This window comes from Clostridium sp. MCC353, from assembly GCF_018785315.1.
Taxonomy (GTDB): Bacteria; Bacillota; Clostridia; order Lachnospirales; family Lachnospiraceae; genus CHH4-2.
Genome location: NZ_WQPN01000018.1, coordinates 1 through 15,917 on the forward strand (window position 1 = coordinate 1; position 15,917 = coordinate 15,917).

At 48.6% G+C, this 15,917-nt stretch carries 16 protein-coding genes; all 16 read right to left on the reverse strand.

Annotation, left to right across the window (positions count from 1 at the left end; translation table 11 throughout):
- Positions 1–71 precede the first annotated feature (71 nt).
- Complete coding sequence (pepT, locus tag GPL15_RS04570; RefSeq protein WP_215696453.1) at positions 72–1,307, reverse strand: peptidase T; 1,236 nt, start codon at positions 1,305–1,307, stop codon at positions 72–74.
- A gap of 171 nt (positions 1,308–1,478) precedes the next feature.
- Complete coding sequence (hisIE, locus tag GPL15_RS04575) at positions 1,479–2,774, reverse strand: bifunctional phosphoribosyl-AMP cyclohydrolase/phosphoribosyl-ATP diphosphatase HisIE (RefSeq protein WP_215696455.1); 1,296 nt, start codon at positions 2,772–2,774, stop codon at positions 1,479–1,481.
- Between the two features lie 41 nt (positions 2,775–2,815).
- Positions 2,816–3,538: a 1-(5-phosphoribosyl)-5-[(5-phosphoribosylamino)methylideneamino]imidazole-4-carboxamide isomerase gene (gene hisA, locus GPL15_RS04580; RefSeq protein ID WP_215696456.1), complete on the reverse strand. Its 723-nt coding sequence runs from the start codon at positions 3,536–3,538 to the stop codon at positions 2,816–2,818.
- Between the two features lie 18 nt (positions 3,539–3,556).
- Positions 3,557–4,147 (reverse strand): imidazoleglycerol-phosphate dehydratase HisB, encoded by a 591-nt coding sequence (hisB, locus tag GPL15_RS04585; protein ID WP_215696458.1) that lies wholly within the window; start codon positions 4,145–4,147, stop codon positions 3,557–3,559.
- A gap of 10 nt (positions 4,148–4,157) precedes the next feature.
- Positions 4,158–5,456, reverse strand: a complete 1,299-nt coding sequence (hisD, locus tag GPL15_RS04590) for a histidinol dehydrogenase (protein ID WP_215696460.1) — start codon at positions 5,454–5,456, stop codon at positions 4,158–4,160.
- A gap of 59 nt (positions 5,457–5,515) precedes the next feature.
- On the reverse strand, positions 5,516–6,166 hold the full coding sequence (gene hisG / locus GPL15_RS04595; protein ID WP_215696461.1) for an ATP phosphoribosyltransferase: 651 nt from the start codon (positions 6,164–6,166) through the stop codon (positions 5,516–5,518).
- Positions 6,167–6,178: 12 nt separating this feature from the next.
- Complete coding sequence (gene hisZ / locus GPL15_RS04600; protein WP_252198096.1) at positions 6,179–7,441, reverse strand: ATP phosphoribosyltransferase regulatory subunit; 1,263 nt, start codon at positions 7,439–7,441, stop codon at positions 6,179–6,181.
- 117 nt (positions 7,442–7,558) lie between these two features.
- The gene (locus GPL15_RS04605; protein ID WP_215696462.1) at positions 7,559–8,113 is read right to left on the reverse strand and encodes a Holliday junction resolvase RecU; all 555 of its coding nucleotides are present in this window, start codon (positions 8,111–8,113) and stop codon (positions 7,559–7,561) included.
- Positions 8,114–8,148: 35 nt separating this feature from the next.
- Entirely contained in the window at positions 8,149–8,775 is a 627-nt protein-coding gene (locus GPL15_RS04610) for a hypothetical protein (protein ID WP_215696463.1), read from the reverse strand.
- A 34-nt stretch (positions 8,776–8,809) separates the two neighbouring features.
- Positions 8,810–9,775 (reverse strand): RluA family pseudouridine synthase, encoded by a 966-nt coding sequence (locus tag GPL15_RS04615; protein WP_215696464.1) that lies wholly within the window; start codon positions 9,773–9,775, stop codon positions 8,810–8,812.
- Between the two features lie 15 nt (positions 9,776–9,790).
- Complete coding sequence (locus GPL15_RS04620; protein WP_215696465.1) at positions 9,791–10,369, reverse strand: O-linked GlcNAc transferase-like protein; 579 nt, start codon at positions 10,367–10,369, stop codon at positions 9,791–9,793.
- A 67-nt stretch (positions 10,370–10,436) separates the two neighbouring features.
- A complete protein-coding gene (locus GPL15_RS04625) occupies positions 10,437–11,201 on the reverse strand; it encodes an SDR family NAD(P)-dependent oxidoreductase (RefSeq protein ID WP_215696466.1) in 765 nt (254 codons plus the stop codon).
- Between the two features lie 19 nt (positions 11,202–11,220).
- Positions 11,221–13,119, reverse strand: coding sequence for a YgiQ family radical SAM protein (locus GPL15_RS04630; RefSeq protein ID WP_215696467.1), 1,899 nt, complete (start codon positions 13,117–13,119; stop codon positions 11,221–11,223).
- Entirely contained in the window at positions 13,116–13,778 is a 663-nt protein-coding gene (locus GPL15_RS04635) for an HAD family phosphatase (protein ID WP_215696469.1), read from the reverse strand. Before GPL15_RS04635 ends, GPL15_RS04630 begins: the two co-directional genes overlap by 4 nt.
- Entirely contained in the window at positions 13,762–14,505 is a 744-nt protein-coding gene (locus GPL15_RS04640; RefSeq protein ID WP_252198097.1) for a pseudouridine synthase, read from the reverse strand. The genes GPL15_RS04635 and GPL15_RS04640 overlap by 17 nt, the downstream gene beginning before the upstream one ends.
- Entirely contained in the window at positions 14,505–15,857 is a 1,353-nt protein-coding gene (locus tag GPL15_RS04645) for an RsmB/NOP family class I SAM-dependent RNA methyltransferase (RefSeq protein ID WP_215696473.1), read from the reverse strand. Before GPL15_RS04645 ends, GPL15_RS04640 begins: the two co-directional genes overlap by 1 nt.
- Between the last annotated feature and the right edge of the window lie 60 nt (positions 15,858–15,917).

A 15,917-nucleotide genomic window follows, 5' to 3' on the forward strand; every position in this document is an offset into this window, starting at 1 on the left:
CCCGGTGTTTCCGGACGGCCTTCCGTCTGGTTTCACATTCGTCTGCGTTCCCCGGATTCCCGGCGATACAATTACGAATACATTTTATGAAGATTTTCCACGATTTTTATCAGCAGGTCCACGATCTTCTCCATGGACTGGATACAGATGAACTCATATTTTCCATGGAAATTGTGTCCGCCGGTGCAGAGATTAGGGCATGGCAGGCCCTGATACGATAAACGGGCTCCGTCCGTGCCGCCGCGGATCGGGCAGATTTGGGGAGTTATGGATAACTCTTCCATGGATTCACGGGCCAGATCAATCATATAGATATGTGGTTCAATCTTTTCCCTCATATTATAATAATTGTCCTTCACCTCAGCCAGAACCGTATCATTCCCATACTTCTGATTCAGAAAACCGGCTGCTTTCAAAAATAATTCCTTTTTCTGGCTGAATTTAGTCTTATCATGATCCCGGATGATATAGTTTAAGTGTGCCTCTTCCACATCTCCATGGATGTCATTGAGATGGTAGAAGCCTTCATATCCCTCTGTGTACATGGGATTTTCAAAGGCCGGGAGCAGAGACTGGAATTCCATTCCGATTAAAATAGCATTTTTCATCTTGCCCTTAGCGCTTCCCGGATGGATATTGGAACCGCGGATATGAACTTTTCCGGAAGCCGCATTAAAATTCTCATATTCCAGTTCTCCTATTTTGCCGCCGTCCACCGTATATGCGATATCAGCGCCAAAAACAGAAATATCAAAACAATCCGTTCCCCTACCCACCTCTTCATCAGGGGTGAAAGCGATCTGAACCGGCCCGTGGGGAATCTGCGGGTTGGATAAAAAATAATCCGCCATGGTCAAAATTTCCGCAATTCCGGCCTTATCGTCAGCGCCTAACAATGTTGATCCGTCCGTGGTGATCAGATCCTGTCCCTTGTAATCCAATAAGTCGGGGAACTCAGCCGGCGAAAGGCTCAGACCATTTTCCCCGTTAAGCAGAATGTCACTGCCGTCATAATCTTTTATGATCTGAGGTTTCACCCCTCCGCCCGGATAATCAAAGGACGTGTCCATATGGGCGATAAAGCCCAGCGCGGGCGTATCCTTTCCATCCGTTGCCGGGATGGACGCGTAAACATAAGAATTCTCATCCACCCGTACATGCTGGGCGCCGAGAGATTTTAGTTCCTCCGCCAGAAACTCTGCCAAATCCCGCTGTTTTTCCGTACTGGGTATCGCAGCCACATCCGGTTTCGACTGGGTATCGAATGAAATATATTTTAAAAACCGTTCAAGAACACCGCTGACCATATTTTGTCCTCCTGTCAATAAAAATGTAATTAAAACAACTATATCACAAAAGAATTTAAAAAGCCAGCAGCAAGAGCTGCCAGCCTTTCCATTTTGTTTTCCAAATGATTTGCGCAAATGGTTTACATAAAATTATTATGTCAACCGATATATTAAAATCCTCACGTGCTGTTACCGTCTCGATAATTCGTCTGTAATTTCTTCCCAGCCAATTCCCTTATCAGCCATTAAAACCATCATGTGATATAAGAAATCAGCGATTTCATATTTGATCTCTTCCGGGTTGGGATTTTTAGCAGCGATCACAATTTCCGTCGCCTCTTCTCCCAGTTTCTTTAATATTTTATCAATCCCCTTATCAAACAGGTAATTGGTATAGGAGCCTTCTTTTGGATGTTCCTTCCTGTCCAGGATCACGGCAAATACATCTTCAAATACTTTCAGCGGATTGGTTTCCCTGTATTCCTTCTCTGCCAGGGTCTGGAAAAAACAGGTCCGGGAACCGGTGTGGCAGGCCGCTCCGATCTGATTCACTTTTGCCAGGATAGTATCGTTATCACAGTCCAGTTTCAAAGACTTTACATATTGGTAATGGCCTGAAGTCTCACCTTTCAGCCACAGTTTCTGCCTGCTTCGGCTGTAATAAGTCATCTTTCCAGTGGTCAGAGTGGAGTTAAACGCCTCCTCATTCATGTAGGACAGCATCAGAACCTCATCCGTCTTATAATCCTGAACGATAACGGGAACCAGCCCGTCTCCATTCCGTTTAAAATCCCTCCATTCTATGGAGGATTCAAATGTATCGGTAACAATTCCCCTGGCCTTCAGTTCCTGCTTCCGTTTCATGCAGTTGCCGCTCTCCTCCCCCGGTGCCGTAAGAATTACGCCGCCTACCGTGGGCACTTTGAGACAGGCTGCTATGGAAGAAACCGTGTCATCATCGCAAAACAGCAGAAACTCCGCCGAATGTCCGGAAATGTCAAGAAGCTGTTCCTGATCCAGCTTAGGCACATCCAGAATCATGCAGGAAGCGCCTAACTGTACGAACTCTTCCGTCCGTTTCAGATAACTGAAATCGGATAGATACGCATATGTTTTTTCACTGCCGAACCGGTCCGCCGCTTCTTTTATCAAATCAATATTGTCTTCCAGGCTCACATCTAAAAAAGCTGCCTTCGCTCCTGCATACAGATATTTTTTGATGTCTTCCAGCCGTTTTACACGGCCTCCCGCGATGATGGGAATATCTACGGCGCCGGCAGCCGCTTTTATGATTCCGATGGTCCGTTCATGATCTTCATCCGTCTCGGATATATCGTGAATCAACAGTTCATCCGCTCCATTATCGCTGTAAAAACGGCATAATGTGATGATATCGTCGCTGTAATATTCCTCCCCGTAATCCCGGATATAGGCGCGTCCCTCTTTACAGGCAAAGCTGGGGATTAATTTTTTATAACTTTCCATATTTCCTCGATTCCTGCCGCGGATACAGGCGGCACAAAATTTTACACGGTTTCAAAGGCTGCCACCGCTTCTTTTAAATCCACCCTTTTTTCATACAGGGCTTTTCCAATTATGGCTCCCCGGATTCCCGCCTGATACAGGCAGGCCAGATCCTCCATGGAAGAAACTCCGCCCGAAGCGATGATATCCAGGCCGGTTTCTTCTGTCAGCTTTCTGGTATATTCCACATTTGGCCCAGAGAGCATGCCGTCCTTTGAGATGTCCGTATATACGATATGTTTCACGCCGTATTCCTTCATCTTCATACAGAGGCCGGAAGCAGTCAGCGCGCTGATTTTTTCCCATCCCTCAACGGCCACCATACCGTCCTTGGCATCGACGCCCACCACAATCCGTTCCGACCCGAATTCAGCCACCAGATCCCTGATGAATTCCGGATTCTCCACCGCTTTTGTTCCGATAATAACACGTGAAATTCCCAGATCCAGCATATTTTTCACCGCTTCACGGCTTCGGATTCCTCCGCCCAGTTGTACCGGAACAGTGACGGAAGAAACAATCTTTCTGATAGCTTCTTCATTGACCGAACGGCCCGCTAAAGCTCCGTCCAAATCCACCAAATGCAGAAAAGAAGCTCCCTGGGATACCCAGAGTGCTGCCATATCAGCCGGAGTGTCGGAGTATACCTTTACATTATCGAATAATCCCTGTGTCAGCCTGACACAGGCTCCATTTTTAATATCAATCGCAGGATATAACTGCATAACCGTCCTCTCTTTCTTTCAGGATAAACTGCCCTTTGTGGACAGAACCCCCGTAATCCTCGGATCAAACCCGGTTGCCTGGTCCAGGGCCTTGGCAAATGCTTTAAACGCGCCCTCGATAATATGATGGTTGTTGATTCCCTCAAGCTGTTTAAAATGAAGGTTCATCTCCGCCCCATAGGAAACCGCATAGAAAAATTCCCGGATCATTTCCGTCTCCAAATCTCCAACCTTTTCCCGGTCCAGTTTTAAATCATAGAGGAAATACGGACGCCCCGACAGGTCCAGGGCGCATAGAACCAAGGTTTCATCCATGGGAAGGATGGAAAAGCCGTAACGCGCGATCCCTTTTTTATCACCGGCCGCCTCTTTAATGGCCTTTCCCAAAACAATTCCCGTATCTTCAATGGTATGATGGGTGTCCACATCCAGGTCCCCATCCACATGTACGCTTAAATCAAAGAACCCGTGGCGGGCGAAGCCTTCCAGCATGTGGTCGAAAAAACCGATTCCCGTATGGATGTCGCTTTTTCCGCTGCCATCCAGATTGAGTGTCAGGCTGATTTTTGTTTCTTTTGTATCACGGTTAATGGTCGCTGTCCGGTTCATTCTGCACCTCCTAATCCTGGTCTTCAAATCTGACGCGTATGGAATTGGCATGGGCGGTCAGATGTTCTGCTTCTGCAAATTTGATGATGTCCTTATGAATCGGTTCCAGGGCCTCTCTGGAATAGTAAATCACGCTGGATTTCTTGATAAAATCATCCACTCCCAGCGGAGAGAAGAATTTCGCCGTCCCGTTGGTGGGGAGAACGTGGTTGGGCCCTGCAAAATAGTCGCCCAAAGGTTCGGAACTGTATTCACCGATAAAGATGGCTCCTGCATTCTGTATCTTTGTCATGACCTCAAAGGGGTTCTTTGTGACAATTTCCAGGTGTTCGGATGCGATGTCGTTAGCTGTCTGTATAGCCTCCTCCAAAGTGTCCACCACCAGAATATATCCGTAATTATCCAGGGATTTCCTGAGGATTTCTTTTCTTGATAACTTCTCTGTAAATTCCTCTGCCTGGGCCGATACTTTTTCAGCCAGTTCCATGCTGGTGGTAACCAGAATGGCGGATGCCAGTTCGTCGTGTTCCGCCTGAGACAACAGATCGGCGGCCACAAAACGTGGGTTGGCGGATTCATCGGCAATGACCAGAATCTCGCTGGGCCCCGCAATACTGTCGATGCTCACATGGCCGTATACGGCCTTTTTCGCCAGCGCCACAAAGATATTGCCCGGCCCTACGATTTTATTGACGCGGGGAACTGACTGGGTTCCGAAAGCCAAAGCTGCAACCGCCTGGGCGCCGCCCACCTTATAAACCTCCGTAGCCCCAGCAAGATGGGCTGCCGTCAAGGTGACAGGGTTCACTTTTCCGTCCTGTCCGGGAGGCGTAACCATCACGATCCGCTTCACCCCAGCCACTTCCGCCGGTATGATATTCATCAGGACAGAAGACGGATAAGCCGCTTTTCCGCCCGGAACATAAACCCCTGCGCTTTCCAGAGCGGTAACCTTCTGCCCCAGCAGAGTTCCGTCCGGCCTGGTATCAAACCAACTGTGGCGCACCTGCATCTCATGGTAACTGCGGATGTTCTTCATGGCCTTCTTCATGACCTCCAGAAGCTCCGGCTCCACCTGGGCCATGGCTTCCCGGATTTCATCTTCGGTAACACGGATATTCTCTGCACTGATCACCGCTTTATCAAATTTTTTCGTATATTCAAATACGGCCTCGTCTTTTCTTTCCTTTACATCGTCAACAATCTGCTGAACGGTATCCGCATAACTGTCATAATTGTTCGGATCCCGTTTCAAAAGATCCGCCAGAATATTCTGTTTCGACTGTTCATCTAATTTAATGATTTTCATAGCTGCCTCACATTCTGCCGTATGGACGGCTTCTCAATCCGCGTATAAAAAACCTCTCTTTATCCCTGCTGTTCCTTCAGCAAACGTTTTAAATCCTGTATGATTCCGGTAATTCGTTCATTTTCCCGTTTCAGGCTGACCTGGTTAACCACCATCCTGGCCGACAGCGGGCACACCTCTTCCAGAACGTCCAATCCGTTCTCACGGAGGGTGGATCCCGTTTCCACAATATCCACGATCACTTCTGAAAGCCCTACAATGGGCGCCAGCTCAATGGATCCGTTCAGCTTGATGATTTCCACAGTCTGATGTTTTTTATTATAAAAATAATCTTTGGCAATATTGGGGTATTTGGTCGCAACGCGGATCATCTCGTGGTGCTTTAAGAGTTCCTCTGCCGGCCGGGGTCCGCAAACGCACATTCTGCACTTTCCAATTCCCAGATCCATTACTTCATATAATTTGCGTCCTTCTTCCAGTATGGTATCCTTTCCCACGATTCCAATATCGGCCGCCCCATATTCCACATAGGTAGGCACATCGCTGGCCTTGGCAAGGAAAAACCGGAATCCCAGCTCTTCATTGGTAAATATCAGTTTTCTGGAAGACTTATCCTTCATCTCCTCGCAGGTGATTCCGATCTTTTCAAATAATTCCAACGACTGGTTGGCCAGACGACCCTTTGCAAGGGCAAATGTCAAATATCTCATAATTCCTCCCCGTTAATGTAAGTATTCGCTGATCGGAATCTGATCTTCCTGATCCTTATGCATGTCCATAGCCCGCACCGTCTGTCCGTCCAGTGCCAGATACAAAAGGTTCCTGATTCCGGACCGCTTCGCATAGTCTTTGTACTCTTCAACCGGTTTGGACTGGGACTTCCGCATGAGGCCGCAGGCGATATTCAGCGTGCGGAAATGTCTTGCAAGGGCGATGGCAGGTTCCCTGGCATCCATGTCATAAAGCACCAGCGTATTGGCCATGGATACGTCGATTTCAATCTTCTGTCTGGACAAAGCCATCATAAGGCGGTCAATGACAATGGCAAATCCCACTGCCGGAGTATCTTTTCCAAACTGTATCAGCAGTTTGTCATAGCGGCCGCCGTTTACCACATAATCGCCGGTTCCATAGGTATACGCCTTGAAAATGATCCCGGTATAATAGGAATACTTGCTCAGCATGCCTAAATCATAGGATACGTATTCGGAAAGCCCGTACATGGCCAGGATCCGGTGCACGTTTTCCAGGCGTTCCACTGCCCGCACCGCCCTTTTATTCTGCGTCAGTTTTTTCGCCTCCAATATCTGCTCCAAGGAGCCGAACAGTTCCGGCAGCTTTAAAAACACTTGTTTCAAAGAATCCTCCATGGGCTGGGATTCCACCAGTTCTTCCACTCCGAAATAATTTTTATTCTCGATCAGTTCCCTGAGCTGTTCCTGGGTTTCCTCGTCCATGCCGGCCTCTTCCACCAACCCGCGGAAAAAATCAACCTGTCCTAATTCCACCTGGAACTCCTTTAACCCCACGGAAAGCAGGGAATGTATGACCATAGCGATCATCTCCGCGTCCCCATCGCTGGAATCGTCACCGATCAGTTCCACGCCGGTCTGAGTGGATTCCTTCAGTCGGCCCTGATAGCTGGTATTGTTGATAAACGTCGGCTCCAGATAACAAAGGCGCAGAGGCATGGTCTCATCCATAAAATATTTAGCCACACATCTCGCAATGGACGGCGTCATATCAGGACGGAGCACCAGGGTATTGTTGTCCCGGTCAAAGAATTTAAACATCTCGCCGGACACCACGCTCCCCCGTTCCTTTTTAAAGATATCAAAAAACTCAAATGTGGGCGTCTCTATATTCTGATATCCATAGAGATGGAAGACTTTCTGTATTTTTTCCTGAACCGCCATTTTTTTGGCACATTCCTCTGAATAGATGTCCCGGACTCCGTCCGGTGTATGTAAAAGCTGATTATTCATAATGCCTCCTGATATTAATCACGTATCGCCGGTCACTTTCATATGGTAAAGTGATAATTTAATGACGTGTTTCTTATTATAGAAAAGAATCAGATAATTGTCAACCATTGTTTCCCATCAATTAATTCCCGAATCTTCCCCACTTTTCCGGTTTAAGTCCTTTTGTATCATTTCAAGATAGTGTACCAGTATGTCTCTATGCCGCCTGATCTTCCAGTCCCTCTCCATCTCCTCATAGGTAAAGCTTTTCCGCCCTCCGTCCTCCATCCGTTTCCAAAACCGGTAGAGCTCATCAAAGGGCATGTAATAGATTTCGTCCAAAGCGGTGAAATGAATGATGAGAAATGCGATTCCCCCCTGTTCTTCGAACTCCTTCATAAACTCTACCTGATGGGGATGCACATTCTGGAGCGGAAATGTCTTAGCCGCGCATTCCTTCGCGTCAAAGCAGACCGGAATGCCCTGTACGGAGCCGATATAATCCACCGTACTCTTCTGGTCAAAATAGGCCAGCGTGATATGCCGGGATTCTTTTGCAATTGTAATGGGGGTAATCGGCGTCGGTATTTTCTGGATGAGGGCCAGTTTCTGTTCCCGGTACACCTGATTGCTGTGATTGATCATATCCTCCAGGGTTGAACCACGCAGCCCCCTGCTGTTCCAGGTTCCCATTCATAACCTCGATTCCGCCGCAAATGCGGCATATTTTATTCGGCGCCCCAGGACACGGCCCGTATGGAATAAACCATATTTCCGTGTACGGAAAGGGGCACAGGTTCATTTCCCGGCCGGAGCGGATCCATGCACAGGTAATTATCCCCGTCGCTGCCAACGATTAAAACCCAGTGAGAAGGGCCGTTTCCGTTATTCTTCACCCGGGCCAGGGGATAGATCCGGTTTTCAAGCCAGGTATCGATCTGTTTTGTGCTCACCGACGCTTTCACCTCCACCGTGGTTTCCGGGAGGGCATTTTTAATTTCTCCCCACACGATATCGCCGGATGCATTATAAACCTGTTTCTCGGTAAAGAGCCGGTTCAGCTCTCCCGGAGTAAATGATTCATGCTGCGATGATTCCTCCGCCTGTATGGAAAGCGCCGATGCGATGCAGGAAGTCAGACAGCCGGACCCGCCCATGGTGTATACGGACTGTCCCAGTTTGTCCTCTTTCCATCGGTCGTCTTTTTGAAGGTAATAGACCACGGAAGGCGGCTCATATACCGCCGACGGCAGGGCCTCAACCCCGTTTTTCGGCCTCCGCAGATAGAAAAAACAGGCTCCGGCAATAACAAGCAAGAGCGTCAGCAGAATAATAGGTATATATTTCTTTTTCATAATAATCCTCCATGTGGGAGCGTTTTTTGTGCAGCTACTGCGCACCGCTTTTCAGCACGCGTTCAAAGGATTCCGGCAGAGGAGCCGTAAAGGTCCGTCCGCTTAAATATTCCAGCGGTTCCGGCAGTTTTGGGAATACGATCTGATAGGAATGGAGCATCTGGGAGGTGATTTTATACTTCTTTTTCGCCTCTTCATTGACAGACGGTATTCCGTATTTATAATCCCCCACGATGGGGTGGCCGATGGAAGCCAGATGGGCGCGGATCTGATGGGTGCGGCCCGTAATCAGCGTCACCTTCAGGAGTGTATAAGAGCCGACATAGGATAAGGGCTCATATACTGTTTTTACCGGAACGCTGCCAGCCGTCTCCCTTTCATGGATTGTGACCTGATTGGTGCGTTCGTCTTTTGTCAGATAACCGGAAATGGTCTGTTTGTCCGTCAATTTACCGGCCACCACACATTGGTAATATTTATGAATGCTCCGGTCTTTAAACACCTCTGCCATGATCTGAAGGCCTGGCAGGGATTTGCCTGCCACCACCAGACCGCTGGTATTCCGGTCCAGCCGGTTGCAGACCGAAGGGCGGAAACTTCTTAAATTTTCCTCAGTCAGAGCCCTGCTTTCCAACAGATAGCCGATGATATACTCCACCAGGGACTCATCCGAATCCTTGGCTTTTTGAGACAACATGCCCGAAGGCTTATTGACTAACAGGATATGGTCATCCTCGTAGAGAATATCCAGTTTCTTTTTCGATACTTTCTGTACCTTAATCTGTGAAAATTTTTCAATCGTCTCTTCCGACAGGTAGAGCTTGATCTCATCCCCTGCTGCCAGTTTTTCAGACCCGTCACATTTTTTATCATTCAATACAATATTTTTCTTTCTCATCATCTTGTAGATGAAATTTTTTCCGGCAAGATTCAGATACTTGGTCAAAAGTTTGTCCAGACGCTGACCTGATTCATTGCCGCTGACCGTTATTAGACGCATGATACAACATCTCCTTTACATGGATAAGCTTTTGAGCAGATCCAGGCTGTATCCGCAGCTTCCGTCGTCTTCATATTCCGAAGCCGGTTTCAACTGTTCCAAACGTTTGAAGAACAAAGCTTCGTCTTTGAAAATTTTTACATGTGGATCCAGTTTATGCCCGGTGAACATCTCGTTCAGGAATTTTTCCGCCTTCGCCGTATCCACTTTCTGAGAGACACAGTAAGCGTATACACCATGGGGATGAACCGCGATGGCATCCATGGGCATCACAGCTTCTTTTGATGTGAGAATCAGGTCATACAAAATCAAAAACTTACTCTCATAGGCGGATACCCTGTTATGGAATTCTTCTGATGGAGTCCTGTAGCGCCAGGAGGCCAGCAGAGGGGACGCCACGTTGGCCGTTGGAAGCACGGAGAGAATGGCCATAACCGTCAGGATATTCTTGGCCGCCACATTGTCCGTCAGGTTCCGGGCCAGAAGCTGGGCAATAATCATAACCGCGCCGAACAGCACTTTCAAAATCTGTATTTTTCTTCGGTAATTCCGATAGCCGTACTGGCCTTTTGCTCGTTTGTTTGTATTTTTCATATTTTCCTCCGGTTTGAAGCGGTATTATGCGGTCTTATCCCCAGGTTTGGACCGCTTCTTTAATAAATCAGCGCTGCAAAATCTCCATTATTTTCAGGATCAATCCGTGAGGCAGCAGTTTGCAGAGCAGGAAAAATGCCTTCATCACCGGGCCGTATACGGAAACAGGTCTCCCACACATGGAATCCCTGAAAGCCAGGCTGACCACCTTCACCGGATCGGCCATAGCCAGCCGTTTATAGAGGGGGATTTTACCCGTTGTTTCAGCAATATCAAAAAATTCCGTCTTTACCGGTCCCGGACAGACGGCGGTAACGTAAATTCTCTTTTTTCTCAGTTCACAGGCCAAAGCCCTGCTATAGCTCAGTACAAATGCTTTCGTTGCCGCATAAATGGCGAATTTGGGCTGGGGAAGAAATGCTGCCGAAGACGCAAACTGCATGATCCGGCTGTTTTTTGGCATGTATGGCAGCACCATGTGGGTGACTGCACACAATGCTTCACAATTTAACCGTACCATGGCAGTCTCATCGGAAAGCTTCAGACTTCCAACCCTGCCGATCTTTCCGAATCCGGCCGCATTGATTAACAGTTTCACTTCCGGCTTTTTCCTTGCCAGCGCCAGTTTAATCATATCCCTGTCTTCTGTTTTTAAAAGGTCGGCTTCAAACTTCCTAACCGGCACATCCAACTGCTGCTCCAATTCATCCAGACGGTCCATTCTGCGGGCAATCAGCCATATTTCATCAATCTTAGGAAAACGTCCGGCAATCTGAATGGCGGCTTCCCGCCCCATGCCGGAAGACGCACCTGTCACAACCGCAATCTTCATAATAGCAATCCCTCCTGTCTCATCGTTTTGCCGCTTTTTTATGCACGTTCCGAATGGTCTTTTTCGGCTTTTTCTTCTGTGGAGCCGCTTCTCCTTTTACCGCCGGCTTGTACGGGGCCCCGCCCCTCGGACGGATCAGGCATTTTTTATCGAAGCCGATTAAATCGGTGCGCCCGGCTGTCTTTAGCGCTTCGGCAACCAGTTCGTAATTCTTAGGATTCCGGTACTGGATCAGCGCACGCTGCATGGCCTTTTCATGGGGATTCACAGGCACATAGACCTTTTCCATGGTTCTGGGGTCATATCCTGTATAGTACATGCAGGTGGATATGGTGGACGGGGTGGGATAAAAATCCTGTACCTGTTCCGGCATATATCCCAGATCCCGCAGATACTCCGCCAGCTCCACCGCTTCTTTCATAGAAGAACCCGGGTGGGAGGACATCAGGTACGGCACCAGATACTGTTCCTTGCCGATTCTTGAATTCATCTCTTTATATTCTTTTACAAACTGCCGGTAAACGCTGTTCTGTGGTTTGCCCATTTTAGACAGCACCTTATCGGCCACATGTTCCGGCGCCACTTTCAGTTGTCCGCTGACGTGATGTTCACACAGCTCTTTCAGGAATTTGCGGCTGGGGTCGGCCAGCACATAATCGAACCGGATCCCGGAACGGATGAAGACCTTTTTCACCTTGGGCAGGGCCCTCAGTTTTCTCAAAAGAGCGATATAATCGCTGTGATCCGCCCTCAGGTTCTCACAAGGTTTGGGAAAGAGGCATTGACGGTTGGGGCAGGCCCCCTTTGTCATCTGCTTTTCGCAGGCCGGAAAACGGAAATCCGCAGTCGGCCCGCCCACATCGTGAATATATCCTTTAAAATCTGGCTCTTCGATTAAAAGCTTTGCCTCTTCAATCAGTGATTCATGGCTTCTGGCCTGGATAATCCTTCCCTGATGGAAGGTCAGGGCACAGAAACTGCAGGCGCCGAAACAGCCCCGGTTACTGATCAGGCTGAATTTAATCTCCCGGATAGCGGGAATTCCGCCTTCTTCCTCATAGGACGGGTGGTAATTGCGCATGTAGGGCAGGCCGTAAACCTCATCCATCTGGAGCTGGTCCAAAGGCTTGGACGGCGGATTCTGAACCACAAAAAGATTATCCTTATAAGGCTCCACCAGGCGTTTCCCTGTAAAAGGATCCGTATTGCAGTATTGTATATAGTAGCTTTTCGCGTACTCTTCCTTCTTGGACGTGAGCTCTGTAAAAGAAGGGAGCATTTTATAATCGTAGACCGATTCCAGGCTCTTAGTCTTATAAACAGTCCCGTCTATAAACGTAATATCTTTGATGTCAATGCCGCTGTTCAAAGCGTCGGCGATCTCCACGATCGACCGCTCTCCCATTCCGTAGGAAATCAGGTCCGCCTGGGAATCCAGCAGTACGGAGCGTTTCAGCTTGTCCGACCAGTAGTCATAATGGGCCAGACGCCGCAGGCTGGCTTCAATACCGCCTATGATCACAGGAACATCCTTATACACAGACCTGATCAGGTTGCAGTACACGATGGTCGCATAATCCGGCCTTTTCCCCATCACACCGCCGGGAGTATAGGCATCCTCTTTTCTTCTTTTTTTGGACACCGAATAGTGGTTGACCATGGAATCCATATTGCCGGCTGAGACCAGAAAGCCCAGCCGCGGCTTTCCCAGGATGGTGATGCTTTTGCTGTCTTTCCAGTCAGGCTGGGCGATAATCCCCACCTTATATCCGTGGGCTTCCAGCAGACGGCTTATGATGGCTGTGCCGAAAGAAGGGTGATCCACGTAGGCATCCCCAGACACATAGACAAAGTCACACTGGTTCCAGCCGCGGATGCTCATATCAGTTCTGCTAATGGGTAAATAATCGTGCATCATGCCATAACTCCATTCAGTATTTCATAATAATCGTTGATAAAGTAATCCGCCAGGGAACATTTTTCCTCTTTCAGATCTTTGGAAAATTCATCCTCAATAGCGCATACGGTCATACCGGCCCGTTTTCCGGCCAGTATCCCCGCAGGAATATCCTCAAACACCATACAGCTTTCCGGTTGGGCGTTCAGCTTATCCGCCACTTTTAAATAAATATCCGGCGCCGGTTTTCCGGCAGCCACTTCACAGGCGGTGGTCACTACCTGAAAGTATGGGCTTATTTTCAATGATTCAATCACCGCGTCCACCATTTCCCGGCCGTTGCTGGTAGCGATTCCGGCCTTAATCCCCTGCACTTTCAGGAAATCGAGAAATTCCCTGGCGCCCGGTTTCAATACCACTTCATTGCGGTATTTATCGATGGACATATTGGTCCAAATCTGTTTAATCTCTGTCAACGTCAGAGGAAGGGCGAAACGCTCCTTAAAATAAACGGCTGTTTCGGAAAAGCTCATCCCCTCGATCTCCCTCTGAAGGTTTTCCGGCAGTTCATAACCAAAACTTCCTAAAAACTCAATGTCAATGGCCTTCCACATCCACATGGAATCCACCAGAGTTCCGTCCAGGTCAAATATGACCGCTTTTTTATTCTTCATCATCATAGTTTGTCAATTCCTTCAATTCTTTTAATTCTCTTTCCGTCAGAGGACGGAATTCTCCGGGTTTCAGTGATTCATCCAGTTTCAGAGTTCCCATAGACATGCGCTTCAAATAAGAGACACGGCAGTCCAGGGCCTCAAACATCCGTTTTACCTGATGGAATTTCCCTTCCCGGATGGTCAGCAGCACCTTGCTGCCCTCATCGGAAAAATCCGTTATCACCAGTTTTGCCGGTTTAACCGGGGTGCCGTCTGTTAAGGTCAATCCTGCCTCCATACGCCGGACGGCATCTTTTGGAAGGCGTCCTTCCACCTCAGCATAATATACTTTATCCACATGTTTTTTCGGCGAAAGCAGCCTGTGGGCCAGCTCCCCGTCATTGGTCATGAGAAGCAGCCCTTCCGTATCGATGTCCAGGCGGCCCACCGGAAACAGATCTTTTCTCACATCAGGGCCTAACAGCCCGGTCACGGTGGGGTGAATCCGGTCTTCCGTTGCGGAAACCACTCCGTCCGGTTTGTGCAGCATATAATATTCGAACTTGTTGTAGCGAATCATCCGCCCGTCAAAGGAAACCGTATCCCTGTCGGGATCAATCTTTCTGTCCGTCTTCTTCTCCACGGCTCCATTGACCTGAATCCGCCCTTTTTTGGCGGCTTCTTTCATCTGGCTTCTGGTGCCCAGGTTCATCTCTGTCAAATACTTATCCAATCTGAGTTCTTTTCCCATCACTGCCACCGCCATCCGGGATAATATTTGTTTTTCATGCTTCTGCCGCTCCCTTTGGCAAAGCCCAGGGGATAACCGTCAACACAGATCAGGCACCAGCCCTTGATCTCCGGTTCGTCCGGTTCCAGGACAATGGTTTCCCCTTTCAGATAACGGATAACCCGGGGATCGTCATGGGCAAAGGAAAGGCTGTTTTGAAACTCTTCCATTTTTAAAGCCATTGCCAGGGCCTGGGATGGTTCAAACCTGTTTTTCTTCACCTCTCCCATCAAAAGCCCGGTTCTTAAATATCTGAGTTTGTGGCCCAGCCTGTATCCCTGGGGCAGATAATAGATCAGTCCCTGGCGGCTGACCAGCCTGTTTTTATCAATGGGCATGGAAACCATGTCCAGAAATTCTTTTAATTCCGGAAGCTTGTCCAGCTCCGCCGGTTTATAGTCCGGGACAGTGTTTAAGTCCTCTGCCGGCGCGCCCTTTTTTCTCAACAGCGCCATAAAATGGCCTTCCCCTTTGATCTTATGGGGAAATAAACGGACGCAGCCATCCAGGCCGATCCCTCCTGATGCGCCTTCCCAAAGGGGGACATAAACCAGTTCCATGTCGGGGCGCTGACCGAGCAGCCAGTTTACCACTTCTTCATCTTCCATTACAGAAAATGTGCAGGTAGAATATAAAAGATATCCTCCCGGCTTCAGCATGGCAGCCGCCTGAAGGAGGATTTCTTTTTGAACCGGCGCATAATATTCCGGTCCATGCTCCAGCCAGCTTTTTATCATGCCCTGGTCCTTTCGGAACATCCCCTCTCCGGAACAGGGCGCGTCCACCAGAATCTTATCAAAAAACTCCTGATATACGGCCGATAACCGTTCCGGTGAATCGCTGGTAACGCAGATGTTGAGGATTCCCAACAGTTCTAAATTCTTTAAAAGGGATTTGGCTCTGGAATTGCTGATATCATTGGCCACCAGCATTCCCCGGCCTTTCAGCCTGGCTCCTAATTCCGTGCTCTTTCCTCCCGGAGCCGCACAGAGATCCAGCACCATATCTCCCGGTTCAACGGGCAGAAGGCTGGCCGGAGTCATGGCGCTGGGCTCCTGAAGATAATACAGCCCCGCGTAATAGTACGGATCCTTTGCGGGCCGGTCTGATTCCAGGTAATAAAACCCGTTGGGAATCCAGGCCACCGGCTGTAAATGGAACCCGGACCTGTCGGAGAAGTCTTTGGGGGAAATCTTTCCGGTGTTCACCCGCAGACCGTAAAACCGGTCCTCTGAAAAACTATTTATATAAGAACCGTATTCATCCTTTAACAGTTCTTTCATTTGTTCTGTAAATTGCTCAGGTAAATTCATGTTAACCTCCATGCCGAAGCGTTTTGATGCGCAAATTTTGCTAAACGCATATTTTTGCGT